The sequence below is a fragment of the Streptomyces sp. CBMA152 genome, from assembly GCF_014596475.1.
Classification (GTDB): Bacteria; Actinomycetota; Actinomycetes; order Streptomycetales; family Streptomycetaceae; genus Streptomyces.
This window is the reverse complement of record NZ_MECJ01000017.1, coordinates 164,534-189,814: the sequence shown is the minus strand read 5'-3', so window position 1 is coordinate 189,814 and position 25,281 is coordinate 164,534. Positions and strand designations below refer to the sequence as shown.

The window sequence follows — 25,281 nt, the reverse complement described above, 5'->3', positions numbered from 1 at the left end:
TCCGGACCCAGAGTAGAACCGCCCCCGGTCGCTGGTGCGACCGGGGGCGGCTCGTTGCGTGTGAAACTACCCGTACGTCAGAGCACGCACTCCGCCTCGGCGTACCGCTCGGCCGGGACCGTCTTGAGCGTCGCCGTCGCCTCGCCCAGCGGGACCATGGTGATGTCGGTGCCGCGCAGCGCGGTCAGCATCCCGAACTCACGGCGGTGCACCGCCTCCACGGCGTGCCAGCCGAAGCGGGTGGCCAGGACGCGGTCGTATGCGGTCGGGGTGCCGCCGCGCTGGACGTGGCCGAGGATGACCGCGCGGGCCTCCTTGTTCAGACGGCGCTCCAGCTCGACGGAGAGCTGGCTGGCGACGCCCGCGAACCGCTCGTGGCCGTAGATGTCGGTGCCGCCCACGTCGAAGCTCATCGAGCCCTCGCGCGGCTTGGCGCCTTCGGCGACCACGACGATCGCGAACTTCTTGCCCGCCGAGAAGCGGCGGCCGACCAGCTCGGTCAGCTCGTCGATGTCGAAGGGGCGCTCCGGCACGACGATCGCGTGGGCGCCGGCGGCCATGCCGGAGTGCAGCGCGATCCAGCCGGTGTGACGGCCCATGACCTCGACGATCAGGACGCGCTGGTGGGACTCGGCGGTCGTCTTGAGACGGTCGAGCGCGTCGGTGGCGACACCGACGGCCGTGTCGAAGCCGAAGGTGACATCGGTCGACGCGATGTCGTTGTCGATGGTCTTCGGCACACCGACGATCGGCAGGCCCGCCTCGGAGAGCAGATGGGCGGCCTTCAGCGTGCCCTCGCCGCCGATCGGGATGATCGCGTCGAGGCCGAGCTCGGCGACATGGCCCTTGGCCCGCTCGACGCCGTCGCGCAGATGCGCGGGCTGCACCCGGGACGAGCCGAGGATGGTGCCGCCGAGCGCGAGGATGCCGCCGACCGCGTCGAGGTCGAGCTTGCGGTAGTCGGCCTCCAGGAGACCCTTCCAGCCGTCGTGGAAGCCGATGACCTCGTCGCCGTGGTCGACCACCGCGCGGTGCACGACGGAACGGATGACGGCGTTCAGGCCGGGGCAGTCGCCGCCGGAGGTGAGCACACCAATTCGCATTGCCCGGAAAACCTTTGCAACGTGGGCCGACGACCGGACCACGTCGTCCGGTTGGATCCCCGCCACCCTACCGGCGCAGGGTGACGGGGCCGAATCAGACGTCCGACTGATGGACGTCGTGGAAACGTCCGACGCCGCTCCGAAGAGCGGCGTCGGGTCAGGCGGGCTGGGTCGCGGAGGCGATGCGCTCGGCGCGCAGCGCCTCGTACCAGCGGTCGTCGGTCGGCGGCAGCGCGTTCACATCGAGGGCCAGCTTCAGCAGCAGGTCCGCGATCTGCGGGTTGCGCGCGAGGACGGGACCGTGCATGTACGTGCCGAAGACCGTCTCGTTGTACGCGCCCTCGGTGCCGTCGCCGGTGCCGTTGCCCCGGCCCAGGCGCACCCGCGCGAACGGGCGGGCGGTCGGGCCGAGATGGGTGACGCCCTGGTGGTTCTCGAACCCGGTGAGCTGGGGAAGCCCGAGGCGCTCGTCGATGTCGCCGAGGACGTCGCCGACGCAGCGCTCGCCCTCGCCCCGGGTGGAGACCACATCGAGCAGGCCGAGGCCGGGCTCGCGCTCACCGAGGTCGTTGATGAACTCGTGGCCGAGGATCTGGTACCCGGCGCAGACCGAGAAGATGATCGCGCCGTTGGCGGCGGCGCGCTGCAGACCGCCGTCGCGGCGCAGCCGCTCGGCCGCCAGCCGCTGCGGCCGGTCCTCGCCGCCGCCGATCAGATAGATGTCGCCGGACGACGGCACCGGCTGGTCGCTGCGGACGTCGACGCGCGCCACGTCGAGGCCGCGCTGACGGGCCCGGCGCTCCACGACCAGCGCGTTGCCCTGGTCGCCGTAGGTGCTCAGCAGGTCGGGGTAGACCCACACGAGGCGCAGGCTGTTGTCGCTCATGCTCGCTTCTCCTTGGGGGGTCTCAGTTGCCGACCGTGCGGCGCACGTCCTGGAAGGCGGTGTAGTTGGCGATCAGCTCGATCTGTCCGGGCGGCGCCAGCTGTACGCACTCCGCCAGGCTCTCGCAGACCCGGAAGTCCAGGTTGGCGACTTCCAGGCGGACCGCCAGGTCCAGCTTGCGGTCGCCGATCACGAAGATCGGGTGACCGGCGAGCCGGGTGTAGTCGACGTCCCACAGCCACGAGGTGTCCGTGCCGTCCGCGCCCCGGGCGTTGACCGAGAGGATCACCGGCGTCGGCGGCGGGTCGATCAGGGAAAACGTTTCGAGCCAGCCCGCCGGGTTCTTCGCCAGCAGCAGCCGCAGCTCACGGCCCTGGAAGGAGACGACGTCATAGCGTCCCGCGACCGCCTGCACCTGGTACATCCGCTCCAGCGCGACCTGCGGCGGCACCCCGAACACCGCGGCGACCGCGGCGGACGTGGCGGCGTTGGCCTTGTTGGCGCGGCCGGGCAGCTGGAGGTGGATCGGCCAGGCCGAGCCGTGCGGGTCCAGGACGTAGTCGCCGCTGAGCACCCAGCTCGGGGCGGGGCGGCGGAAGCCGCACTCGCCGCAGAACCAGTCGTCGCCGGGCCGCTGCATCACACCGCCGCAGGCGGGGCACGACCAGGCGTCGTCCTTCCACTCCTGGCCGGCCGCCACCCACACCACATTGGGGGAGGAGGACGCCGCCCAGACGACCAGCGGGTCGTCGGCGTTGGCGATCACCACGGCCTTGGTGCCCTGGAGTCCCTCGCGCCACTTCTCGGCGAGCATCCGGGTCTCGGCGGCCCGGTCGAGCTGGTCGCGGCTCAGGTTGAGCAGTGCGATCGCCTTGGGCGTCACATCCCGCGCCACCCCCGAGAGGTACTTCTCGTCCACCTCGATCACGCCGAAGCGGGAGTCCGAGCCGCCCGCCAGCGCCGAGGTGATGCCCGCGGGCATATTGGCGCCCAGCGCGTTCGACACCACCGGGCCGCTGGCCCGCAGTGCCTCGGCGATGAGCCGGGTCGTCGTCGTCTTGCCGTTCGTCGCCGAGACCAGGACCACGTCCAGGTGGTTCGCCAGCCGCCCCAGCAGATCGGGGTCCAGCTTGAGCGCCACCCGGCCGCCGATCACCGATCCACTGCCCCGCCCCGCCGCGCGCGACACCGCCGCAGCGGCCTTGCCCGCCGTCACGGCGAGCTTGGCCCGCGGTGACAGCGGCTCCGCGTTGCCTGCCATCGTCCTTGATCCTCCTTGCGCCTGGGTCGGACCTCAGCCTATCGAGATCCGGACAGCGGCCCGAACCGCGCCACCACGCGGACGGCTCAGGGTGGCCCGGAACGTACGCTTGCGGCCATGCGCCACCGTCCGATTCCCGGCAGTTCCGGCACCGTACGAGAGATGTCTCTCCTCGGCGACCCGGTCCTCCATGCCCCCTGCGAGCCCGTCACCGACTTCGGTCCGTCCCTCGGCCGGCTGGTCGAGGACATGTTCGCGACGATGTACGCGGCGAGCGGGGTGGGGCTCGCGGCGAATCAGATCGGGGTGGGGTTGCGGGTGTTCGTGTACGACTGCCCCGACGACGAGGACGTCCGGCATATCGGACACATCGTCAATCCGCGTCTGGTGTCGACGGACGGGGTCGTGGTCCGGGGGTCGGAGGGCTGTCTGTCCCTTCCCGGACTTGAGGCCGGTACGGAGCGGTACGACGAGGCGGTGGTGGAGGGGGTGTCGGTGTCCGGGGAGCCGGTCCGCGTCTCCGGTACGGGCTTCTTCGCGCGCTGCCTCCAGCACGAGGCGGACCATCTGGAGGGGTTGATGTACGTGGACCGCTTGACGGGGTGGCGGCGGCGTCGGCTGGTGCGGTCGGCCGCCAAGGCGGGTTTGTCCCCCACCCCGCCCGTTACCTGAAGCCCTGGGCGGGCGGCCGGGGTTGTGGGTGAAGGTGGTTTCCCGGGGGCTTCGCCCCCGGACCCCGGGGCACGTGTCCGCCTGCGGGCCGGTGGGGGCTGATCGCGCAGTTCCCCGCGCCCCTGAAGGGGCGCAGCCACAGAGCGAGGTGCAGGGGGCGCAGCCCCCGCCAGGGGTGGGGGCTCAAAACCCCGGGCCGCCCGCCCGGTCGCCCGCCGCTGCCAGTCGGCCCCACAGCAGGTCCGCCAGGCCGCGGACCAACTCGGCGCGCGAGCAGGGGCGTTCGCCCAGCCACCAGTCGCCCGCCGCGTGCATCATGCCGACGATCCCGTGCCCCCACACCCGCGCGAGCGCCTCGCTGCCGGGCCCGAGGTCGATCCGCTCGGCGATCACGACGCCCAGCTCCTCGCCCATCCGCCGCAGCAGCGGCGCCGAGTGCCGCCCCACGTCGAACCCGGGCTGCTCACCGGCACCGGACTCCTCCGCCGGGTGCATCAGGAACCGGTACACCTGCGGCCGCGCCTCGATCGCCACGAGGTAGGTGTCGAGCGTCGCCTCCACCCGCTCCCGGCGCTCGGCCGGCGCGTCCAGGGCCGCCCGCAGCGCCGCGAGCAGCGCGTCGGTGTGGCGCTGGGCGAGCGCGCGGTACAGCCCGCCCTTGTCCCCGAAGTGGCGGTAAAGGATCGGTTTGGTGATCCCCGCCTCCGCCGCGATCGCGTTCATCGACGCCTTGGGCCCGTCCCGGAGTACCACCCGGTCCGCCGCCTCCAGCAGTTCGCGCCGGCGGGTTTCGGCCGACGTCCGCTGCTGCTCGGCCTGGTTGGTGGTGTCCATGGCTGTCTCCCCGCCCGTACTGCGTTGTGCGTTTTCGGTCTTGCGCGATGCCTGCGCAACGTAACACCCCGACCAGGTCGTCCGCTGAGTGGTGAACGGCTGGTTGACATGTTCTACCGACCGGTAACATACTGCTGTTACCGCAAGTAACGCTTGCTCGTGGCACAGGGAGTGGTGGAGACGACATGGCCGAGTTCACGATGGAACTCAACGACGACCAGAGGCAGGTCCAGGACTGGCTGCACGGATTCGCCAAGGACGTCATCCGGCCCGCCGCCGCCGAGTGGGACGAGCGCGAGGAGACCCCCTGGCCGGTGATCCAGGAGGCCGCCAAGGTCGGAATCTACTCCCTGGACTTCTACGCCCAGCAGTTCTTCGACCCGACCGGCCTCGGCATCCCGGTCGCGATGGAGGAGCTGTTCTGGGGCGACGCGGGCATCGCCCTGTCGATCGTCGGGACGGGCCTGGCCGCCGTCGGCGTCCTCGCCAACGGCACCGAGGAGCAGATCGGCACCTGGATCCCGCAGATGTACGGCGACGTCGACGACGTGAAGGTGGCCGCCTTCTGCTCGTCCGAGCCGGACGCGGGCTCCGACGTCGCCTCGATGCGTACGAAGGCCGTCTACGACGAGGCCAAGGACGAGTGGGTCCTCAACGGCACCAAGACCTGGGCCACCAACGGCGGCATAGCCAACGTCCACGTCGTCGTCGCGGTCGTCGACCCCGAGCTCGGCTCGAAGGGGCACGCCTCGTTCATCGTCCCGCCGAACACCCGGGGCCTGTCCCAGGGGCAGAAGTTCAAGAAGCACGGCATCCGCGCCTCGCACACCGCCGAGGTCGTGCTGGAGGACGTGCGGGTCCCCGGGCACTGCCTGCTCGGCGGCAAGCAGAAGCTCGACGAACGTCTGGCACGGGCTCACGAGAAGGCCAAGGCGGGCGGCGGCGAGCGCGTCAAGAACGCCGCCATGGCCACCTTCGAGGCCTCCCGCCCGGCCGTCGGCGCGATGGCGGTCGGCACGGCTCGCGCCGCGTACGACTACGCGCTCGAATACGCCAAGGGCCGCGAGCAGTTCGGCCGCCCGATCATCGACAACCAGGGCGTCGCGTTCCAGCTCGCCGACATGCGCACCCAGATCGACGCGGCCCGCCTCCTGGTGTGGCGCGCCTCCTGGATGGCCACCGCGGGCAAGCCGTTCACCTCGGCCGAGGGCTCGATGTCCAAGCTGTACGCGAGCGAGACGGCCAAGAAGGTCACCGCCCAGGCGATCCAGATCCTCGGCGGCAACGGCTACACCCGCGAGTACCCGGTCGAGCGCATGCACCGCGACGCGGCTATTTACACCATCTTCGAGGGCACCAGCGAGATCCAGCGCCTGGTGATCGCCCGCACGCTGTCGGGCATGCCGATCCGTTGAATCGGCACTGGGCCGGCGGGGCCGAAGCCCGCGCCGGCCGTCGTGCGGCCCGATCCCAGCGGACTTGTGGGAGTCCGATGCGGTCCGGCGCACCTACTGAGGGGCGCGGGGCTGTGACATTGTGCGGCTCCGCCGCGTGGGCGCGATCGGCCACGCACGGTCCGCAGCCGAATGACCCCACTTCCAGCGGAGCGCTTACGCCGAGAGCAGCGCCTCGATCGCCGCGACCAGCTCCGGGGCCTCCGGCTCGGTGGCCGGGCGGATGCGGGAGACGACCTCGCCGGACGGTGAGATCAGGAACTTCTCGAAGTTCCACTGGATGTCCCCGGCCGCGCCCTCCGCGTCCGCGACCTCGGTCAGCCGGGCGTACAGCGGGTGGCGGTCGTCGCCGTTGACGTCCGTCTTCTCCAGGAGCGGGAACGTCACGCCGTACGTCGTCGAGCAGAAGCTCTGGATCTCCTCGGCGCTGCCGGGCTCCTGGCCGAGGAACTGGTTGCAGGGCACGCCGAGCACGGTGAAGCCGCGCTCGCCGTACTGCTTCTGCAGGCGCTCCAGACCGGCGTACTGCGGGGTCAGGCCGCACTTGGACGCCACGTTCACGACCAGCACCGCCTTGCCCTTGTAGGCGGCGAGCGAGGTCGGCTCGCCGGTCAGGGTGCGCAGCGGGATGTCGTACAGGGACATGCGTAACTCCTCATGGCAGTAAGTGAGTTGATCAGACCTGGGTGGACAGCGGGCGGAACAGGCCCTCCTGGACCACCGAGACCAGGAGGCGGCCCTCGCGGTCGTAGATGCGGCCGCGGGCCAGGCCCCGGCCGCCGGTCGCGATGGGGGACTCCTGGTCGTACAGGAACCATTCGTCGGCCCGGAACGGGCGGTGGAACCACATCGCGTGGTCCAGTGAGGCCAGGTCGAAGCCGCGCGGCCCCCACAGCGGCTCCACCGGGATGCGTACCGCGTCCAGGAGCGTCATGTCGGACGCGTACGTCAGCGCGCAGGTGTGCACCAGCGGGTCGTCGCCCAGCGGGCCGACCGCGCGCATCCACACCGCGCTGCGCGGGTCCGCGTCCTTGATCTCGTCCGGGGTCCAGCGCAGCCGGTCCACGTACCGGATGTCGAACGGCTGGCGCCGCGCCATCCGCTCCAGGGCCTCCGGCAGCGCCCCCAGGTGCTCGCGGATCTCGTCGCTGACCGTCGGCAGCGACTCCGGCTCCGGGAAGTCCAGACGCGGCGGCAGCTGGTGCTCGATGCTGCCGGGCTCCGGCTGGTGGAAGGAGGCCGTCAGATTGAAGATCGTGCGGCCCTGCTGGACCGCCGTGACCCGGCGGGTGGTGAACGACCGGCCGTCCCGCACCCGTTCGACTTGGTAGACGATGGGGACGCCGGGGTGGCCGGGGCGCAGGAAGTAGGCGTGCAGCGAGTGCACCGGGCGCTCGCCGTCCGTCGTGCGCCCGGCCGCGACCAGCGCCTGGCCGGCCACCTGCCCGCCGAAGACGCGCTGCAGGGACTCCTGCGGGCTGCGGCCGCGGAAGATGTTGACCTCGATCTGCTCCAGGTCGAGCAGATCGACGAGTCTTTCGGCGGGATTGGTCATGGCGTCGCGGTCCTCTCGAAGCGGACGGTCAGAGCTGGCCTACGTCGGTGACGCGGACCACCGCGCGGCCCTCCTCGTCGGAGGCCGCGAGATCGATCTCCGCGCTGATACCCCAGTCATGGTCGCCGTTCGGGTCGGCGAAGGTCTGCCGGACGCGCCACAGACCGTGCGCCGCGTCCTCCTCGATGGCGAGCAGCTTCGGGCCGCGCGCGTCCGGACCGGTGCCCAGGTCCTCGTACTCGTCCCAGTACTTGTCCATCGCCTCGCCCCAGGCGTCCGCGTCCCAGCCGGACTCGGCGTCCATCTCGCCGAGCGCGTCCACGTTGTCGAGCGCGGCCAGCTCCACGCGGCGGAACATCGCGTTGCGCACCAGGACGCGGAAGGCGCGGGCATTCGCGGTGACTGGCTTGACCTCGTCGGCCTTCTCCTGGGCCTGCTCGGCGGTCTCGATCTCCGGGTTGGCCAGCTGCTCCCACTCGTCCAGGAGGCTGGAGTCGACCTGGCGGACCATCTCGCCGAGCCAGGCGATGAGGTCTTCCAGGTCCTCGGTCTTCAGGTCGTCGGGGATGGTGTGGTCGAGCGCCTTGTACGCGCTCGCGAGGTAACGCAGGACGATGCCCTCGGTGCGCGCCAGCTCGTACCAGGAGGTGAACTCCGTGAAGGTGAGCGCCCGTTCGTACATGTCACGGATGACGGACTTCGGCGAGACCGGGTGGTCGCCGACCCACGGGTGCGACTTCTTGTAGACGTTGTACGCGTGCCACAGCAGCTCTTCCAGCGGCTTGGGGTACGAGATGTCCTGGAGCCGCTCCATGCGCTCCTCGTACTCGACGCCGTCCGCCTTCATCTGCCCGACGGCCTCGCCGCGCGCCTTGTTCTGCATGGCGGCGAGGATCTGGCGCGGGTCGTCCAGCGTCGACTCGACGACCGAGACCATGTCGAGCGCGTACGAGGGCGACTCCGGGTCGAGCAGGTCGAAGGCCGCGAGCGCGAACGTGGAGAGCGGCTGGTTGAGTGCGAAGTCCTGCTGGAGGTCGACGGTGAGGCGGATGGTGCGGCCCTCGGCGTCCGGCGTCTCCAGCTGCTCCACCACACCGCCGTCGAGCAGCGAGCGGTAGATGGCGATGGCGCGGCGGATGTGCCGCAGCTGGGCCTTGCGCGGCTCGTGGTTGTCCTCCAGCAGGCGGCGCATCGCCTCGAAGGCGTTGCCGGGCCGGGCGATCACCGAGAGCAGCATGATGTTGGTGACGCGGAAACGCGAGGTCAGCGGCTCGGGATCGGCAGCGATCAGCTTCTCGAAGGTGGTGTCCGACCAGGCGACGAAGCCCTCGGGGGCCTTCTTGCGGACCACCTTGCGGCGCTTCTTCGGGTCGTCGCCCGCCTTGGCGAGCGCCTTCTCGTTCTCGATGACGTGCTCGGGCGCCTGGGCGACCACGAACCCGGCGGTGTCGAACCCGGCCCGCCCGGCCCGGCCCGCGATCTGGTGGAACTCACGGGCGCGAAGGGTGCGCACGCGGTTGCCGTCGTACTTGGTGAGGGCGGTGAACAGCACGGTACGGATGGGCACGTTGACGCCGACGCCGAGCGTGTCCGTACCGCAGATCACCTTCAACAGGCCCGCCTGCGCCAGCTTCTCCACCAGGCGGCGGTACTTGGGCAGCATGCCCGCGTGGTGCACACCGATGCCGTGGCGTACGTAACGGGAGAGGTTCTGGCCGAACTTGGTGGTGAAGCGGAAGTTGCCGATCAGGTCGGCGATGGCGTCCTTCTCCTCGCGCGTGCACATGTTGATCGACATGAGCGACTGCGCGCGCTCGACCGCCTGCGCCTGGGTGAAGTGCACGATGTAGACCGGCGACTGCCGGGTCTCCAGGAGCTCGGTCAGGGTCTCGGTGATCGGCGTGGTGACGTACTCGTACGAGAGCGGGACCGGTCGGGTCGCCGAGCGGACCACCGCGGTCTCGCGGCCGGTGCGGCGGGTCAGGTCCTTCTCGAACATCGCGACGTCGCCGAGGGTCGCCGACATCAGGACGAACTGGGCCTGGGGGAGTTCCAGGATCGGGATCTGCCAGGCCCAGCCGCGGTCGGCCTCGGCGTAGAAGTGGAACTCGTCCATCACGACCTGGCCGATGTCGGCGTGCTTGCCGTCGCGCAGCGCGATGGAGGCGAGGACCTCGGCGGTGCAGCAGATGACCGGGGCGTCCGCGTTCACGGACGCGTCGCCGGTCAGCATGCCGACGTTCTCGGTGCCGAAGAGCTTGCAGAGGTCGAAGAACTTCTCCGAGACCAGCGCCTTGATCGGCGCGGTGTAGAACGTGACCTCGTCCCGGGCCAGCGCCGCGAAGTGCGCACCCGCCGCCACCAGGCTCTTTCCCGATCCGGTGGGGGTCGACAGGATCACGTTCGCGCCCGAGACCACCTCGATCAGCGCTTCTTCCTGAGCCGGGTACAGGGAGATACCCCGCTCCTCGGCCCAGGTGGAGAAGGCCTCGAAAAGGGCATCGGGGTCGGCACTCGGCGGCAGCTGATCGATAAGGGTCACGCCCCCATCTTGCCTGGCTTCACCGCGTAAGCGGGAACCGGTGGAGGGGCAAGAAGATCATGAACGATAGGCTGCCCTCTCAACTCGGCCATGGGACAACAGGAAATGGGGCGGGGCACGGTCATGATGGGACCTGCGCACTCACTGTCAGGAGCGGCAGCCTGGCTGGGGGTGGGGGCCGCCACCGCGGCCGCCGGGCACGCCATGCCCTGGCCGGTGCTCGTCGTCGGCGCGCTGATCAGCGCCGGGGCGGCGCTCGCGCCCGACCTCGACCACAAGTCCGCGACCATATCGCGCGCCTTCGGGCCGGTCTCGCGGGCGCTGTGCGGCCTTGTCGACGACCTCTCGCACGCCGTCTACAAGGCGACCAGGGGACCCGGCGACCCGCGCCGCAACGGCGGCCACCGCACGCTCACCCACACCTGGCTGTGGGCGGTCCTGATCGGGGCGGGCGCCTCGGCGGCGGCGATGTTCGGCGGCCGCTGGGCGGTGCTCGGCATCCTCTTCGTCCATGTGGTGCTCGCCGTGGAGGGCCTGCTGTGGCGGGCCGCCCGGATGTCCAGCGACGTCCTGGTGTGGCTGCTCGGCGCGGCCGGCGCCTGGATCATGGCCGGGATCCTGGACAAGCCGGGCAACGGCTCGGACTGGCTCTTCTCCGGCTCCGGCCAGGAGTATCTGTGGCTCGGCCTGCCGATCGTGCTCGGCGCTCTCGTCCATGACATCGGCGACGCCCTGACCGTCTCGGGCTGCCCGATCCTGTGGCCGATCCCGCTCGGCCGCAAGCGCTGGTACCCGCTGGGCCCGCCGAAGGCGATGCGCTTCCGGGCCGGGAGCTGGGTGGAGCTGAAGGTGCTGATGCCGGTGTTCATGGTGCTCGGCGGCATCGGCGCGGCCGGAGCCCTGGACGTCATCTAGCGCCGGTCCCGGTCACGACCCCCAGCCGTCGTCCGGGGTGCCCGGCGGGATCGGCGGGCACTCGTGCGGCGCCGCGGCGGCCACGATCTTGTTGAGCACCGGGGTGCGCAGCGGGATCTCCCGGTCGCTCTCGTAGCAGTACTCCTCGGTGGTGAAGACGAACTCGACGCGGCCGTCGACCGGCTCGGTCACCACCGTGCGCTGCGGCAGGCCCGGATACTCGTCCAGGTGCCACTCGACGCCCGCCGTGTCCAGCGCGGGCACGATCATCCCGTACGTGAGCGGCGGCACCCGGCGCAGCCGGTCCGGCCGGTCCCCGGGGACCAGGCACTTGCGGTGCCAGGTCGGAATGCTGATCATCTCGATCCGGCGGCAGCCGCACACGCACAGCGACACGTCCCCGTAGCCGAACCAGTGCGGCCACCGCCGCTTGTCGTACACCCGCCCGCCGGTCCACGGCGTGCCGTGCACGGCGGCGACCTCCGTCAGCCAGGCCCCGCCGTGCAGCGCGCCGAGGCGGCCGGTGCGGCCGAACTCGACGAAGGCGTCGACATGCGGACGCCGCTTGCTTCTGCGTGCCATGCCGTCACCCGTGCCAGGAGCGCCACAGCGCCGCGTACGCGCCGTCCGCCGCGACCAGGGCGTCATGGCTGCCGAGCTCGCTGATGCGGCCTTTCTCGACCACCGCGATAACGTCCGCGTCGTGCGCGGTGTGCAGCCGGTGGGCGATCGCCACGACCGTGCGGCCGTCGAGCACCCGGGCCAGCGAGCGCTCCAGGTGGCGGGCGGCACGCGGGTCGAGCAGCGAGGTCGCCTCGTCCAGGACCAGCGTGTGCGGGTCCGCGAGGACGAGCCGGGCCAGCGCTATCTGCTGGGCCTGGGCCGGGGTGAGGGCGAGCCCGCCGGAGCCGACCTCGGTGGCGAGGCCGTTCTCCAGGGCCCGCGCCCAGCCGTCGGCGTCGACCGCGCCGAGCGCCGCCCACAGCTCGGCGTCCTGGGCGCCGATCCTCGCGAGCAGCAGGTTGTCCCGCAGCGAGCCCACGAACACATGGTGTTCCTGGTTGACCAGCGCCACATGCTCGCGCACCCGCTCCGCCGGCATCCGGGACAGCTCGGCCGCGCCGAGCGTGACCCGGCCCTCGCGCGGGGCGTAGATCCCCGCGAGGAGCCGGCCGAGCGTGGACTTGCCCGCCCCGGACGGCCCGACCAGGGCGAGCCGGGTGCCGGGCGCCACCGAGAGCGACACCTCGTGCAACACGTCCACGCCCTCGCGGTAGCCGAACCGCACGTCGTCGGCCTCGACGTCACGGCCGTCCGGCCGCACCCCGGCGTCGCCCGCGTCCGGCTCGATGTCGCGGACGCCGACGAGCCGGGCCAGCGAGACCTGGGCCACCTGCAACTCGTCGTACCAGCGCAGGATCAGACCGACCGGCTCGACCATCATCAGGGCGAGCAGCGAGCCCGTGGTCAACTGCCCCGCCGTCATCCAGTCGTTGAGGACGAACGACCCGCCGATCATCAGGACCGCCAGCAGGATGGTGGTGTGCGTGAGGTTGATAACCGGGAAGAAGACCGACCGTAGCCACAGCGTGTACCGCTCCCAGGCCGTCCACTCCTTGATCCGCCGGTTCGACAGCTCGACCCGGTGGGCACCGAGGCGGTGCGCCTCGATGGTGCGGCCCGCGTCGACGGTCTCGGCGAGCACGGCCGCGACCGCCGCGTAACCGGCCGCCTCCGAGCGGTACGCCGAGGGCGCCCGCTTGAAGTACCAGCGGCACCCGACCACAAGAAGGGGAGCCGCGACCAGCACCGCGAGGGCCAGCGGCGGCGCGGTGACCCCGAGCGCGCCGATCAGCAGCAGCGTCCACACCACCCCGATGGCCAGCTGCGGTACGGCTTCCCGCATCGCCTCCGCCAGCCGGTCGATGTCGGTGGTGATCCGCGACAGCAGGTCGCCGGTGCCCGCGCGCTCCAGGACGCCCGGCGGCAGCCCGACCGAGCGCACCAGGAAGTCCTCGCGCAGATCGGCCAGCATCTCCTCGCCGAGCATGCTCCCGCGCAGCCGCACCATCCGGGTGAACACGGTCTGCACGAGCAGCGCGCCCGCGAACAGGGCGGCCGTGCGCTCCAGATGGAGCTCCTGTACGTCGTGCGACAGGTCCTCGACGATCGAGCCGAGCAGATACGGGCCCACCATCGAGGCGATCACGGCGACCGCGTTGACCCCGACGAGCAGTGCGAACGCCTTGCGGTGACGCCGCATCAGCTCACGTACGTACGCGCGCACCGTCGCCGGGGTGCCGACGGGCAGGGTGGTGGCCGACTCCGGGGCCGCCGGGTCGTATGAGGGTGCCGCCACGCCGATCATGCCGTCTCCTCCCACTTCTCCAGTGTCTTCTCGGCCTGCGCCGACTCGTCCGTCTCTCGGGTGACCACCGCCCGGTAGCGGTCGTCGGTGTGCAGCAGTTCGCGGTGCACCCCCACCGACGCCACCTCGCCGTCGTGCACGAACACCACGCGCTCGGCCAGGTCCAGCAGGAGCGGCGACGATGAGAACACGACCGTCGTACGGCCGGTCCGAAGACGCTTGACGCCCGCCGCGACCCGCGCCTCGGTGTGCGAGTCGACCGCCGAGGTCGGCTCGTCCAGGACCAGCACCTCCGGGTCGGTCACCAACGAGCGTGCCAGGGCGAGGCGTTGGCGCTGTCCGCCGGAGAGTGACCGGCCGCGCTCGGTGATCCGGGTCCGCATCGGGTCGCCGTCGGTGTCCACCGACGCCTGCGCCAGCGCGTCCAGGACGTCCGCGCACTGCGCCGCCGTCAGCGCCTCGGCGGCCGTGACCTGCCCGGACGACGGCACGTCGAGCAGCTCGTGGAGCGTGCCCGAGAGCAGCACCGGGTCCTTGTCCTGCACCAGGACCGCGGTACGCGCCCCGTCGAGCGGCAGCTCGTCGAGCGCGACCCCGCCGAGCAGCGCGGACGGCTTCCCGCCCGCCTCGGCGGCATGGCCGCCCAGGTGGTCGGCGAGCCGTCCGGCCGCGTCCGGGTCGCCGCACACGACGGCCGTGAACCGGCCCTTCGGCGCGAGCAGCCCGGTCGCCGGGTCGTACAGATCCCCGGAGGGGATCGCGGTAGTCCGGGACGACACCCCCGTAGTCGTCCCGGACGACCCCTCCGCCGCTTGCGCACCCGCCCCGGACGACACCCCCGTGCCCGTCCCGGACGGCTGCGCGACCCGCTGGAGCGCCAGTACGCGCGCGGCGCGCTTGGCGGAGGGCCGCGAGAAGGAGTACGCCATGGCGATCTCCTCGAAGTGGCTCAGCGGGAAGAGCATCAGCGTCACCGCGCTGTAGACGGTGACCAGTTCGCCGACCGCGATCCGGCCGTCGCGGGCGAGCACCGCCCCGTAGCAGACGACCGTGATCAGCAGGATTCCCGGCAGCAGCACCTGCAGCGCGGAGATCAGCGACCACATGCGGGCGCTGCGCACGGCGGCCTTGCGGACCTCCTGGGAGGCCTCGCGGTAGCGGCCGAGGAACAGCTCCTCGCCGCCGATGCCGCGCAGTACCCGCAGTCCGGCCACGGTGTCCGAGGCCAACTCGGTGGCCCGGCCCGCCTTTTCGCGCTGGATGTCCGCCCGCTTGGTGGCGTGCGGCAGCAGCGGCAGTACGGCCAGGGCCAGCACCGGTACGCCGATCGCGACCACCACGCCGAGCGCCGGCTGGTAGAAGACGAGCGCGACGCAGACGATCACCAGCGTGGTGGCGGCCGCCGCGAACCGGGACAGCGCCTCCACGAACCAGCCGATCTTCTCCACGTCACCCGTGGAGACCGCGACGACCTCGCCTGCGGCGACCCGGTGCGTGAGCACCGAACCGAGCTCGGCGGTCTTGCGGGCGAGCAGCTGCTGGACGCGGGCGGCGGCCGTGATCCAGTTGGTGACGGCCGTGCGGTGCAGCATCGTGTCGCCGATGGCGATCGCCGCCGCGAGCAGCGCGATCAGGCCGCCCGCGAGCGCGAGACGCGCCCCGGAACGGTCGATCACGGCCTGTACGGCCACGCCCACGCCGAGCGGCAGCCCGGCGATGCCGCACTGGTGCAGCAGCCCCCAGGCCGTCGACTTGAGCTGCCCTGCGAGCTGATTGCGGCCCAGCCAGAGCAGGAACCGGGGACCCGAGCGGACGTCCGGTTCGCCTGGATCCGTATAAGGAAGATCGCGAATCTGCATGACGTCCCAAGGATCGGAAAGGGCGGCCTCGTGAGCCGCGGAATGAGTTCGGTGAGAGTGGCCGGATGAGCGGCTGAGTCCGATCAAGGTTCGCCCTTCCGGACACCCGGAAGCAATCGAATTTCCCGCCCGCGGGACCGGAACGCGCCAAGGTCGGCGGTCGGGGCCTAGCGTCGAGGCCCCTTCTCACGCTTCACTCCTGACGCATGAGACGACTGAGGATCATGTCCATGATCGGCGGGGCGGTGCTCGTGGCGGGGACGCTGCTGGGCGCCGGACCGGCAACGGCCGTACAGCCGCCCGTGCCGCCCGCCGAGTTCGGAACCGACTGGCACGACCCGGTCACCGCCGCGCCGCCGGTCGCGACGCCGCACACCACGTCCTGCCAAGTCACCCTCGCCGAGGCGCAGTTCCGCGACTTCACGCCCTACAAGGGCTCCTACGCGCCCCCCAAGGGATGCGGCGACCGGTGGAGCAAGGTGGTGCTGCGGCTCGACGGCAAGGTCAAGGGCCGTCAGTACGACCGCCTCGGCTACCTCCACGTCGGCGGCGTCGAGGTGCTGCGCACCTCCACCCCCGAGCCGTCGCCGGACGGCATCGCCTGGAACGTGGAGAAGGACGTCACCCGCTACAGCGACACGTTCCGCTCCGCGCAGCCCGTCGAGATGCTGATCGGCAACGTCGTCGACAGCACGTACACGGGTGTCATCGACGTCAAGGTCACGCTGACGTTCTACGCCGCCGAGGGCCGCACCAAGCCCGCCCCGGCCCCCGACAAGGTGCTCCCGCTCGACGGCACGCAGCTGACGACCCCGCGCAACTCCGAGCGGATCGTCGCCGAGGTGTACGCGACCGGGTCGGGCGGCGGCTGCGAGGAGTTCTGGTACCTGGCGGTGCCGGAGCCCGCGCCGTACTCCTGCAAGGCGCCCGCGGGCCCCAACCGCGAGGTCCAGATCAAGGTCGACGGCCAACTCGCCGGAATAGCCAGCCCGTTCCCGAACGTATGGACCGGCGGCTGGTCGAACCCCTTCCTCTGGTACGTCGTCCCCGCGCCCCACGCCTTCGACGTACGGCCGATCGAGTACGACCTGACGCCGTACGCGGCACTTCTGAACGACGGCCGCGCGCACCGCGTGGAGGTGTCCGTGGCGGGCGTCCCCGAGGGGCAGTCGGGCTGGTCGACGCCGACCAATGTGCTGGTGTGGCAGGACAAGGGCAGCGCGGTCGTCACCGGCGCGCTCACCCGCCACGACGAGGGCGCCCCGGCCGCGTCCACCACGTACACACCGGGTACGGAACTTCGCCTCGACGCCACGGCGAGCCATCGGCTGACGACCGCCGGATACCTGAACACCTCGCACGGCCGCGTCACGACCACGGTCGCCCGGAGCGTCTCCGCCGAATCGGTTCACCGGTGGATCGATGGTGAGAACACCGATGGGCTGAAGGGCAGTTGGACGGATGACAGTGCGGTCACCACGGACGGGCGCGGCCCGGCCGTCACGGCGCGCGTCGACCGGACGTACACGATGGACGGCACCACGACCATCGGCACGGACAACCGGCTGCGGACGGTGATCACCCTCGGGGACCGGGCGGAGACGGCCACCGCGCGCGGTGGGCACGCCACCGCGTGGTCGCACCTCGACGACACCTACCGGGGCGACGCGTCCTGGACGATGAACGTGCCGCGCGAGCAGCGGCACGCCACCGGCACCTCCGCCGAGCGCTACCGCCTCTACGGCTCGGACGGCTGCTACGACCGGAGTCTCAAGACCGCCCAGGGCACCCTCACGGAGGACCTGCGGCGCTGCTGAGCGGGTTGTTGTGCGGGGCTCGTGCCGTATAGGGCGGGCCCCGTCCCTCAGGCTTCCTTGGGCTTCTCGGAGTCCATCCCGGGGCGGGACTTGTGCCACTCGCCCCGGGTGAAGTCGGGGATCGGCTGGGGCATGCCCTTCGCTTTGACCGACTGGTTGCTGAGCGGCACGGGCGCCGACCAGGTGGCGGCGTCGTACACGTCGAAGTCGGGGACCAGGCCGAGCCGGATGCACTGCATCAGCCGGAAGACCAGCATGTAGTCCATGCCGCCGTGGCCGCCGGGCGGGTTGGCATGCTCCTTCCAGAGCCAGTGGTCCCAGTCCGTGTACTTCGAGAAGTCGCCCCAGTTGTCGTCGTGCTGGTCCGGCTCGATGTAGATCCGCTCCGGATAGTCCTCGAAGAGGCCCTTGGTGCCGCCGAGGCTGTTGATCCGGCTGTACGGGTGGGGCGTCGACACATCGTGTTCGAGCCGGATGACGCGGCCCTTCGCCGTCTGGACCAGGCTGATCGTGCGGTCGCTCTCGATGTACGACTCCTTGTAGCTCGGGTCGCCCGCCGGCATATGGGCCGCGCGGTACTCGGCGAGTCCGAGCGTGGGCGAGCCGACGCTGACGATGGACACCACGCGGTCGCCGCGGTTGATGTCCATGTAGTTGGCGACCGGGCCGAAGCCGTGGGTGGGGTAGAGGTCCCCGCGCATCCGCGTGTGCCACAGCCGCCGCCAGGGGCCCTCGTAGTACTTCGGGTCGAACATCAGGCCGCGCAGATCGTGGATGTACGCGCCTGCGCCGTGCAGCAGTTGGCCGAACTTCCCGGCGTGCGCCATCCGCAGCACACGCATCTCGTTTCTGCCGTAACAGCAGTTCTCCAGCTGCATGCAGTGGCGTCTGGTGCGCTCGGAGAGGTCGACGAGCTCCCACAGCTGGTCCAGGTGCATCGAGGCGGGACACTCCACGCCCGCGTGGACGCCCGCAAGCAAGGCGGCCTTGGTGATCTCGAAGTGCGAGTCCCAGGGCGTGGCGATGTGCACGAAGTCGATGTCGCCGCGTCTGAGCAGGTGTTCGTAGTCGTGCTCGCCGTTCATGTAGAGCGCGGGCGCGGGCTGTCCGGCGGCGGTCACCTTCGCGGCGGCGCTCTGCGTCTTGGCCTTCACCGGGTCGCAGAGCGCCACGACCCGCACGCCGGGCACGTCGAGATACAGGTCGATCATGCTGCCGCCGCGGTTGCCGAGCCCGATCAGTCCGACCCGTACCGTGGAGCGCCGCTGGAACGGCACGCCGATCATGGACCGGCCCTGGCGCTTCGGCGCGGGCGCCTCGTGGGTCTGCGCCGGGACGCTCGTACGCTCGGTGGCGGAGGCGCTGCCCGCGCCCAGGCCGCCGATCCCGAGCCCGGCGCCCGCGGCCCCCGCGGCGCCCAGGACCGTGCGTCGGCTGATGTCGTGGTTCTGCGATGCTGCGTCGTTCATCGAGTCTCCTGGGAAGGGAGCGAGTCTCCTGAATGAGGGAGCTGATTTCTGCGCGGCGTTACACGAACCTCGGTAAGGACCATGGTTGTTGGGACTGCTGCCGCGCAAGGGGGCCTGTCGACGCCAGGGGCAGCCCCGGGGAGGTACACCGCTGCACGACGTCACGGTACGTCCGGATCCGTCCGGGGCGTGGGAGGCGTGGGGGAACGGCGCGGCCGGGTCGCTGACGATACGTCAGAAGTGGGCCGGATCAGGTGCGGCGCAGGTACTCCGGCCCCGGCCTGGTGGCCCGTTCGAGCTCCAGGAGCACGGAGACATAGCCATGCCCCGTCGCCCGCTCCATGCCGAGCTCGCACATGCGGTTGGCCGAGAGATACGCGTCGAAGTGACGGCCACTCAACTCCGCGGCCTCGCGCGCGGTGGCCGACGCCGTGAGCTCCTGGTGGAGCATCCCCCGGTCGCCCGCGAAGGCGCAGCACCCGGCGTCGTGCGGCACCACGACCTCGTCGGCGCACGCCTCGGCGACGGCCCGCAGCTGCGGCTCGTCGCCCAAGTGCCGCATGGAGCACGTCGGGTGGAGCACCGCCGAGCGCGCCCTGCGCAGCACGGTGAGCCGGGGCAGCAGCTCCTCGGCGGCCCAGACCACCGAGTCGACGACGTTCATCGCGGCATGCAACTCCCGGTTGTCGTCGGTGAGATACGGCACCACCTCGCGCGCGATGCCGAGCGTGCAGGACGAGGCGTCGACGACCAGCGGAAGCGTGCCGCCCGCCGTCCAGCCCCAGGCGGCCTCGACGATCCGGTTGGCCATCACCGCGTTGCCCTCGGCGTACCCCTTCGAGTGCCAGATGGTGGCGCAGCAGGTGCCCGGCACATCGTCGGGGATCCATACGGGCCGCTCCGCGCGCGTGGCGAGCGCCACCAGGGCCTGCGGCAGGGACGGGCCACGGTGTCCTTCGGGTCCGCCGAAGATCCGGTTGACGCACGCCGGGTAGTAGACGGCCACGGCGCCGACCCGTCGCGTACGCGGCAGGGCGCGGGCGGCCGCTCCCGGGATCTCCGGCAGCCACTCGGGCACCAGATCGGGGCGGACGGCCTTGCGGGCGAGGCCCGTCACGCGCGCGAGGGCGCGGTCGCCAAGACGGTCGCCGATCGTGCGCGCCGCCGCGACCGCGAGGCGCGCCGAGGACTCGACGGCCTTGAAGTGACGGGCGGCGAGCGCCGCGGCGCGTTCCTCGCGTGCGCTGTGCCGCCGATGGCGCAACTCCCGCATCAGGGCGCCGGTGTCGATGCCCACCGGGCAGTCGAGCGCACAGGTCGAGTCGCCCGCGCAGGTGTCCACGGCGTCATAGCCGTACGCGTCGAGCAGCGCCTCCTCGACGGGCGAGCCGACGGGCTGGCGGGTCATCTCCCGCCGCAGCACGATCCGTTGACGGGGTGTGGTGGTCAGGTCGCGGCTGGGGCAGGTCGGCTCGCAGAACCCGCACTCGATGCACGGGTCGCCGATCGCCTCGATCCTCGGGATGGTCTTGAGGCCGCGCAGATGGGCCTGCGGGTCGCGGTCGAGGACGATCCGGGGCGCGAGCACCCCGTCCGGGTCGATGACCTGCTTGGTCCGCCACATCAGCTCGGTGGCCTTCGGCCCCCACTCCAGCTCCAAGAACGGCGCGATGTTGCGGCCGGTGGCGTGTTCGGCCTTGAGCGAGCCGTCGAAGCGCTCCACCGTCAGTCGGCAGAAGGCGTCCATGAACGCGGCGTAGCGGGCCACGTCGTCGGGCCGGGAGGCGTCGAAGGCGAGCAGGAAATGCAGGTTGCCGTGGGCGGCGTGCCCGGCGACGGCGGCGTCGAAGCCGTGCTCCTCCTGGAGCGCGAGCAGCGCCTCGCAGGCCTCGGCGAGCCGGGCCGGGGGCACCGCGAAGTCCTCGGTGATCAGCGTCGTACCGGCCGGGCGGGCGCCGCCCACCGCCGCCACGAACGCCTTGCGGGCCTTCCAGTACCCGGCGATCGTCCGCGCGTCACGGGTGAAGTCATTGGTCACCGAGGCGACGGGCGCGACCAGTTCGAGCCCGGCGAGCACGTCGGCCGCCGCTCGCTCGTACGCCGTACGGCCTTCTTCGTCGGCGGCGCGGAACTCCACGAGCAGCGCGGCCGTTTCCCTGGGGAGGGCCGCCCAGTCCGCCGGCACGCCCTCGACGCTGACCGAGGCGCGCAGGGTGTTGCCGTCGATCAGCTCGACGGCGAGCGCGCCCGCTCGGTTGAAGAGCGGCACGGCGGCCGCCGCGGCCGGGAGCGTGGGGAAGAAGAGCAGCGCCGTGCAGAGCTCGCGCTCCAGCGCCACGGTGTCGAAGACGGTCTCGGAGATGAAGCCGAACGTGCCCTCGGAACCGACCATCAGCCCGCGCAGGATCTCCACCGGCGTCGAGCCGTCCAGGAAGGAGTCGAGCCGGTAGCCGTTGGTGTTCTTGATCTCGTACTTGGCCCGGATGCGGGCGGTGAGTTCCGGGTCCGCCTCGATCTCCGCCTTGAGCGCCAACAGGCCCGCGCAGAGCCGGGGTTCGGCGTGCGTCAGATCCTCGTCGGCGCGCGGATCGGCGGTGTCGACGACCGTGCCGCTCGGCAGGACGAAGGTGAGCGAGGCGAGGGTCCGGTACGAGTTGCGGGTGGTGCCCGCCGTCATACCGGAGGCGTTGTTGGCGACGACCCCGCCGATGGTGCAGGCCAGCGCGCTCGCCGGATCGGGGCCGAGCACGCGCCCGTGCCGGGCGAGCGCCGCGTTGGCCCGGGCGACCGTGGTGCCGGGCCGGATCCGGGCGCGGGCGCCGCCGTCCAGGACCTGGACGCCGGCCCAGTGGCGGCGCACGTCCACCAGGATGTCCTCGCCCTGCGCCTGCCCGTTCAGACTGGTCCCGGCCGCGCGGAAGACCACTTCACGGCCCTTGCCGTGCGCGTACGAGAGCACCGCGGAGACGTCGTCGATGTCCTCGGCGACCACCACGACCTGGGGGACGAAGCGGTACGGGCTGGCGTCCGACGCGTAGCGCACCAGGTCGGAGATCTTCCACAGCACCTTGTCGGCGCCGAGCAGCGCGGTCAGCTCGCCGCGCAGCGGCTCCGGTGTGCCGCCCGCCAACCGGTCCGGGACCCGGTCGGGGGAGGGGGCGCGCAGCCCCGCGGGTCGCAGTGCTTGCGGCGTCGGCTCCAGGAGCGGCATGCGGCGAATCCATTCAGCAGCGGCGCTCCGGCACTCCGTCGACCAGAGCGGACAGCAGACCGCCGAGCACCTCGCGCTCGTCGGCGGTCAGGGGCGCCAGGATCTCCTCGGCCGCGCCCCGGCGTGCGCCGCGCAGCGCACGCAGCGTCTGCCGGCCGGTGTCGGTGAGCTCGATCCGCACCACCCGGCGGTTGCTCGGGTCGGGGACCCGGCGCACGTTCCCACTCTCCTCCAGCCCGTCGACCAGGCTGGTCACGGCGCGCGGGACCACCTCCAGACGGGCGGCGAGATCGGCCATGCGGGGCGGCTGCTCGTGGTGCGCCACCATGCGCAGGAGCCGGGACTGGGCGGGGGTGATGCCGACCGGCTCCAAGTGCTGTTTCTGGATGCGGTGCAGTCTGCGCGTGAGCCGGAGCAGCTGTTCGGCCAGCATGCCGTCGGCGTCGGTAGTGCTCATGCGGGAACAATATCAGGACCTTGTTCATTGTGAGTATAGGTAACAATGAGCTATGCTCTGCAAAGTCTTGTCAGTGGCGTCGTCGCGATGGCCGGAACGGCCCTGTGACCGGCGCCGTCCTGTCGCCTCACCCCTTGTCGAAGGAGCTCATGCACCCCGAAGAATCCTCTTGGACACCCTCGTCCCGTGACCGTGCCGCCGAGCAGCCGCCCGGGCAGACGCGGCGCATCCTGCGGCTCTTCCACCCCTACCGCGGCCGGCTCGCCGTCGTGGGCCTGCTGGTCGCCGCGTCCTCGCTCGTCTCGGTCGCCTCGCCGTTCCTGCTGCGCGAGATCCTGGACGTCGCCATTCCGCAGGGCCGCACCGGGCTGCTGAGCCTGCTCGCCCTCGGCATGATCCTCACCGCCGTCGTCAACAGCGTCTTCGGCGTCCTGCAGACGCTGATCTCGACGACCGTCGGCCAGCGCGTCATGCACGATCTGCGCACCGGGGTCTACGCGCAGCTCCAGCGGATGCCGCTCGCCTTCTTCACCAGGACGCGGACCGGCGAGGTCCAGTCGCGCATCGCCAACGACATCGGCGGCATGCAGGCGACCGTGACTTCCACCGCGACTTCGCTCGTCTCCAACCTCACGGCCGTCATAGCCACCGTCGTCGCCATGCTGGCCCTCGACTGGCGCCTCACAGCGGTCTCACTCCTGCTGCTCCCCGTCTTCGTCTGGATCAGCCGCAAGGTCGGACGCGAGCGCAAGAAGATCACGACCCAGCGTCAGAAGCAGATGGCCGCGATGGCCGCCGAGGTCACCGAGTCCCTTTCGGTGAGCGGCATCCTGCTCGGCCGCACCATGGGCCGCTCGGACTCGCTCACGAAGTCCTTCGCGGCCGAGTCCGAGCGACTCGTCGACCTCGAAGTGCGCTCCAGCATGGCCGGGCGGTGGCGGATGTCGACCATCGGCATCGTCATGGCCGCCATGCCCGCCGTCATCTACTGGGCCGCGGGCCTCACCCTCCAGCAGGGCGGGCCCTCGATCTCCACCGGCACGCTGGTCGCCTTCGTCTCGCTCCAGCAGGGCCTGTTCCGGCCCGCCGTGAGCCTGCTCACCACCGGCGTCCAGATGCAGACCTCGCTCGCGCTCTTCCAGCGCATCTTCGAGTACCTCGACCTGCCGGTCGACATCACCGAGCCCGAGCACCCGGTCCGGCTGGAGAAGATCCGCGGCGAAGTCCGCTTCGAATCGGTCGACTTCGCTTACGACGAGAAGAGCGGCCCGACGCTGAGTGAGGTCGACGTGACCGTGCCCGCCGGCGGCAGCCTCGCCGTCGTCGGCCCGACCGGCTCCGGCAAGTCCACGCTCAGCTATCTGGTGCCGCGTCTGTACGACGTGACCGGCGGCCGGGTCACGCTCGACGGGGTCGATGTGCGCGACCTCGACTTCGACACCCTGGCGCGCGCGGTCGGCGTCGTCTCGCAGGAGACCTACCTCTTCCACACCTCCGTCGCCGACAACCTGCGCTTCGCCAAGCCGGACGCCACGGATGAAGAGCTGGAGGCGGCCGCGCGTGCGGCCCAGATCCACGACCACATCGCGTCCCTGCCCGACGGCTACGACACCCTGGTCGGCGAGCGCGGCTACCGGTTCTCCGGCGGCGAGAAGCAACGGCTCGCCATCGCCCGCACGATTCTGCGCGACCCGCCCGTGCTCATCCTCGACGAGGCGACCAGCGCGCTGGACACCCGTACCGAGCACGCGGTGCAGCAGGCCATCGACGCGCTCTCGGCGGGCCGCACCACGCTCACCATCGCGCACCGCCTCTCCACCGTCCGCGACGCCGACCAGATCGTGGTTCTCGACAGCGGCCGCATAGCCGAGCGCGGGACACACGAGCAACTGCTCGAACAGGACGGCCGGTACGCGGCCCTGGTCCGCCGCGACGCCCGGCTGGCACCGGTCGCCTCATGACGGTGGGCCGGGCGGGCGACGGTCCCGCCGGGGCCGGGGCGACCGGGATACCGTGCCCGTATGACGGAGTCCACGCGTAGTGCCGGGCCCCGGACCCGGCTGACCCGCCGAGGCCGACTGCTGCTGGCCGCGCTCGCCCTGATGCTCGTCGCGGGCGCCGTGGTGCTCGTCCTGGTGCTGCGGGAGACCGGCGGCAAGGTGAAGTCCCTGGTCATCCCGGAGGGCTGGCGGGCGGGACAGGTGTACGCGGCGGTCGACAAGAGCCTGGGCGTAGCGCCGGGCACCACCCGGCAGGCGGCGTCGTCGGCCGGACTGGAACTCCCGACCGACGCCAACGGCAACCCCGAGGGCTACCTCTTCCCGGCCACCTACCCGGTGACCAAGAAGACCACCCCGGCCGGGCTGCTCGCGTACATGGTCGACACCGCCAACAAACGTTTCGGCAAGGACCACATCGCGGCCGGTGCCGGGCGCAACAAGTTGACGGTCTATCAGACGGTGGTCGTCGCCAGCATCGTGCAGGCCGAGGCCGACACCACGGCCGACATGGGCAAGGTCTCCCGGGTCATCTACAACCGGCTGGCCAAAGGCATGCCGCTACAGATGGACTCGACGCTCAACTACGCCCTGAACCGCTCCACCCTGTCCACCACCCACGCCGACACCAGGACCGACAGCCCGTACAACACCTACGCGCGCGACGGCCTGCCCCCGACCCCGATCGACAACCCGGGCCAACAGGCCCTGAACGCGGCGATCGCGCCGCCACCGGGGGACTGGCTGTATTTCGTCACGGTGGCCCCGGGCGACACACGTTTCACGAGCAGCTATGCGGAACAGCAGCGGAACGTAAGGGAGTTCAACAACCACCGGAGCAAGCCGGCGGGTTAGCCGAGCCCCGTCCCCCGTCTTTTTTC

19 protein-coding genes are annotated in these 25,281 nt (G+C 71.2%); 6 read left to right on the top strand and 13 right to left on the bottom strand.

The annotated features are described in order from the left end of the window. Positions 1 to 77: 77 nt before the first annotated feature. The 3 genes from BG418_RS17005 to BG418_RS16995 form a co-directional block, all read right to left on the bottom strand. On the bottom strand, positions 78 to 1,103 hold the full coding sequence (locus BG418_RS17005) for a 6-phosphofructokinase (RefSeq protein WP_188274731.1): 1,026 nt from the start codon (positions 1,101 to 1,103) through the stop codon (positions 78 to 80). 157 nt (positions 1,104 to 1,260) lie between these two features. Beyond that, positions 1,261 to 1,989, bottom strand: coding sequence for a type 1 glutamine amidotransferase (locus BG418_RS17000; protein ID WP_188274730.1), 729 nt, complete (start codon positions 1,987 to 1,989; stop codon positions 1,261 to 1,263). 22 nt (positions 1,990 to 2,011) lie between these two features. After that, positions 2,012 to 3,250, bottom strand: coding sequence for a MurT ligase domain-containing protein (locus BG418_RS16995; RefSeq protein WP_188274729.1), 1,239 nt, complete (start codon positions 3,248 to 3,250; stop codon positions 2,012 to 2,014). 117 nt (positions 3,251 to 3,367) lie between these two features. On the opposite strand from BG418_RS16995, the gene def reads away from it, so the two are divergent. Next, positions 3,368 to 3,922, top strand: coding sequence for a peptide deformylase (gene def / locus BG418_RS16990; protein ID WP_188274728.1), 555 nt, complete (start codon positions 3,368 to 3,370; stop codon positions 3,920 to 3,922). A 183-nt stretch (positions 3,923 to 4,105) separates the two neighbouring features. Here def and BG418_RS16985 read toward each other — a convergent pair whose 3' ends face one another. Continuing rightward, positions 4,106 to 4,756: a TetR family transcriptional regulator gene (locus tag BG418_RS16985; RefSeq protein ID WP_188274727.1), complete on the bottom strand. Its 651-nt coding sequence runs from the start codon at positions 4,754 to 4,756 to the stop codon at positions 4,106 to 4,108. 185 nt (positions 4,757 to 4,941) lie between these two features. Here BG418_RS16985 and BG418_RS16980 point away from each other — a divergent pair, with 185 nt between their 5' ends. Continuing rightward, positions 4,942 to 6,171 (top strand): acyl-CoA dehydrogenase family protein, encoded by a 1,230-nt coding sequence (locus tag BG418_RS16980; RefSeq protein WP_188274726.1) that lies wholly within the window; start codon positions 4,942 to 4,944, stop codon positions 6,169 to 6,171. A 195-nt stretch (positions 6,172 to 6,366) separates the two neighbouring features. Here BG418_RS16980 and BG418_RS16975 read toward each other — a convergent pair whose 3' ends face one another. From BG418_RS16975 to BG418_RS16965, 3 genes are read right to left on the bottom strand one after another with little or no spacing between them, the layout of a single operon-like run. Next, complete coding sequence (locus BG418_RS16975) at positions 6,367 to 6,855, bottom strand: glutathione peroxidase (RefSeq protein ID WP_188274725.1); 489 nt, start codon at positions 6,853 to 6,855, stop codon at positions 6,367 to 6,369. Positions 6,856 to 6,886: 31 nt separating this feature from the next. Further along, positions 6,887 to 7,765, bottom strand: coding sequence for an acyl-CoA thioesterase II (locus tag BG418_RS16970; protein WP_188274724.1), 879 nt, complete (start codon positions 7,763 to 7,765; stop codon positions 6,887 to 6,889). Positions 7,766 to 7,793: 28 nt separating this feature from the next. Beyond that, the gene (locus BG418_RS16965) at positions 7,794 to 10,307 is read right to left on the bottom strand and encodes an RNA helicase (protein ID WP_188274723.1); all 2,514 of its coding nucleotides are present in this window, start codon (positions 10,305 to 10,307) and stop codon (positions 7,794 to 7,796) included. Between the two features lie 123 nt (positions 10,308 to 10,430). Between BG418_RS16965 and BG418_RS16960 the strand changes: the two genes are divergently transcribed. After that, positions 10,431 to 11,222 carry a metal-dependent hydrolase gene (locus BG418_RS16960; protein ID WP_188274806.1) on the top strand — a complete coding sequence of 264 codons (792 nt, stop codon included), beginning with the start codon at positions 10,431 to 10,433 and terminating at the stop codon, positions 11,220 to 11,222. Between the two features lie 12 nt (positions 11,223 to 11,234). Here the strand turns inward: BG418_RS16960 and BG418_RS16955 are convergent, their stop codons facing one another. Genes BG418_RS16955 through BG418_RS16945 form a run of 3 tightly spaced genes read right to left on the bottom strand, consistent with a single transcriptional unit; the run spans position 11,235 to position 15,449 of the window. Beyond that, a complete protein-coding gene (locus BG418_RS16955; RefSeq protein ID WP_188274722.1) occupies positions 11,235 to 11,804 on the bottom strand; it encodes a hypothetical protein in 570 nt (189 codons plus the stop codon). 4 nt (positions 11,805 to 11,808) lie between these two features. Further along, positions 11,809 to 13,590 (bottom strand): ABC transporter ATP-binding protein, encoded by a 1,782-nt coding sequence (locus BG418_RS16950; protein WP_188274721.1) that lies wholly within the window; start codon positions 13,588 to 13,590, stop codon positions 11,809 to 11,811. Continuing rightward, positions 13,587 to 15,449, bottom strand: coding sequence for an ABC transporter ATP-binding protein (locus BG418_RS16945; RefSeq protein WP_188274720.1), 1,863 nt, complete (start codon positions 15,447 to 15,449; stop codon positions 13,587 to 13,589). The genes BG418_RS16950 and BG418_RS16945 overlap by 4 nt, the downstream gene beginning before the upstream one ends. Positions 15,450 to 15,655: 206 nt before the next feature. On the opposite strand from BG418_RS16945, the gene BG418_RS16940 reads away from it, so the two are divergent. Next, positions 15,656 to 17,266: a peptide-N4-asparagine amidase gene (locus BG418_RS16940; protein ID WP_317453676.1), complete on the top strand. Its 1,611-nt coding sequence runs from the start codon at positions 15,656 to 15,658 to the stop codon at positions 17,264 to 17,266. A 47-nt stretch (positions 17,267 to 17,313) separates the two neighbouring features. On the opposite strand, the gene BG418_RS16935 is transcribed toward BG418_RS16940, so the two are convergent. From BG418_RS16935 to BG418_RS16925, 3 genes are all read right to left on the bottom strand, one after another. After that, complete coding sequence (locus tag BG418_RS16935; RefSeq protein WP_188274719.1) at positions 17,314 to 18,735, bottom strand: Gfo/Idh/MocA family protein; 1,422 nt, start codon at positions 18,733 to 18,735, stop codon at positions 17,314 to 17,316. Positions 18,736 to 18,985: 250 nt separating this feature from the next. Further along, positions 18,986 to 21,946: an FAD-binding and (Fe-S)-binding domain-containing protein gene (locus BG418_RS16930; RefSeq protein ID WP_188274718.1), complete on the bottom strand. Its 2,961-nt coding sequence runs from the start codon at positions 21,944 to 21,946 to the stop codon at positions 18,986 to 18,988. A 13-nt stretch (positions 21,947 to 21,959) separates the two neighbouring features. Continuing rightward, positions 21,960 to 22,403, bottom strand: coding sequence for a MarR family winged helix-turn-helix transcriptional regulator (locus tag BG418_RS16925; protein ID WP_188274717.1), 444 nt, complete (start codon positions 22,401 to 22,403; stop codon positions 21,960 to 21,962). A gap of 149 nt (positions 22,404 to 22,552) precedes the next feature. Between BG418_RS16925 and BG418_RS16920 the strand changes: the two genes are divergently transcribed. Further along, complete coding sequence (locus tag BG418_RS16920) at positions 22,553 to 24,364, top strand: ABC transporter ATP-binding protein (protein WP_188274716.1); 1,812 nt, start codon at positions 22,553 to 22,555, stop codon at positions 24,362 to 24,364. A 60-nt stretch (positions 24,365 to 24,424) separates the two neighbouring features. Then, positions 24,425 to 25,255 (top strand): endolytic transglycosylase MltG, encoded by an 831-nt coding sequence (gene mltG, locus BG418_RS16915; RefSeq protein ID WP_188274715.1) that lies wholly within the window; start codon positions 24,425 to 24,427, stop codon positions 25,253 to 25,255. Positions 25,256 to 25,281: the final 26 nt, after the last annotated feature.

Coding starts and splice junctions, on each gene's coding strand:
- BG418_RS16970 (WP_188274724.1), bottom strand. CDS start 7,765: ATGACCAATCCCGCCGAAAGACTCGTCGATCTGCTCGACCTGGAGCAG.
- BG418_RS16950 (WP_188274721.1), bottom strand. CDS start 13,590: ATGATCGGCGTGGCGGCACCCTCATACGACCCGGCGGCCCCGGAGTCG.
- mltG (WP_188274715.1), top strand. CDS start 24,425: ATGACGGAGTCCACGCGTAGTGCCGGGCCCCGGACCCGGCTGACCCGC.
- BG418_RS16925 (WP_188274717.1), bottom strand. CDS start 22,403: ATGAGCACTACCGACGCCGACGGCATGCTGGCCGAACAGCTGCTCCGG.
- BG418_RS16960 (WP_188274806.1), top strand. CDS start 10,431: ATGATGGGACCTGCGCACTCACTGTCAGGAGCGGCAGCCTGGCTGGGG.
- BG418_RS16945 (WP_188274720.1), bottom strand. CDS start 15,449: ATGCAGATTCGCGATCTTCCTTATACGGATCCAGGCGAACCGGACGTC.
- BG418_RS16980 (WP_188274726.1), top strand. CDS start 4,942: ATGGCCGAGTTCACGATGGAACTCAACGACGACCAGAGGCAGGTCCAG.
- BG418_RS16935 (WP_188274719.1), bottom strand. CDS start 18,735: ATGAACGACGCAGCATCGCAGAACCACGACATCAGCCGACGCACGGTC.
- BG418_RS16940 (WP_317453676.1), top strand. CDS start 15,656: ATGAGACGACTGAGGATCATGTCCATGATCGGCGGGGCGGTGCTCGTG.
- BG418_RS16995 (WP_188274729.1), bottom strand. CDS start 3,250: ATGGCAGGCAACGCGGAGCCGCTGTCACCGCGGGCCAAGCTCGCCGTG.
- BG418_RS16985 (WP_188274727.1), bottom strand. CDS start 4,756: ATGGACACCACCAACCAGGCCGAGCAGCAGCGGACGTCGGCCGAAACC.
- BG418_RS16930 (WP_188274718.1), bottom strand. CDS start 21,946: ATGCCGCTCCTGGAGCCGACGCCGCAAGCACTGCGACCCGCGGGGCTG.
- BG418_RS17000 (WP_188274730.1), bottom strand. CDS start 1,989: ATGAGCGACAACAGCCTGCGCCTCGTGTGGGTCTACCCCGACCTGCTG.
- BG418_RS16920 (WP_188274716.1), top strand. CDS start 22,553: ATGCACCCCGAAGAATCCTCTTGGACACCCTCGTCCCGTGACCGTGCC.
- BG418_RS16975 (WP_188274725.1), bottom strand. CDS start 6,855: ATGTCCCTGTACGACATCCCGCTGCGCACCCTGACCGGCGAGCCGACC.
- BG418_RS16955 (WP_188274722.1), bottom strand. CDS start 11,804: ATGGCACGCAGAAGCAAGCGGCGTCCGCATGTCGACGCCTTCGTCGAG.
- BG418_RS17005 (WP_188274731.1), bottom strand. CDS start 1,103: ATGCGAATTGGTGTGCTCACCTCCGGCGGCGACTGCCCCGGCCTGAAC.
- def (WP_188274728.1), top strand. CDS start 3,368: ATGCGCCACCGTCCGATTCCCGGCAGTTCCGGCACCGTACGAGAGATG.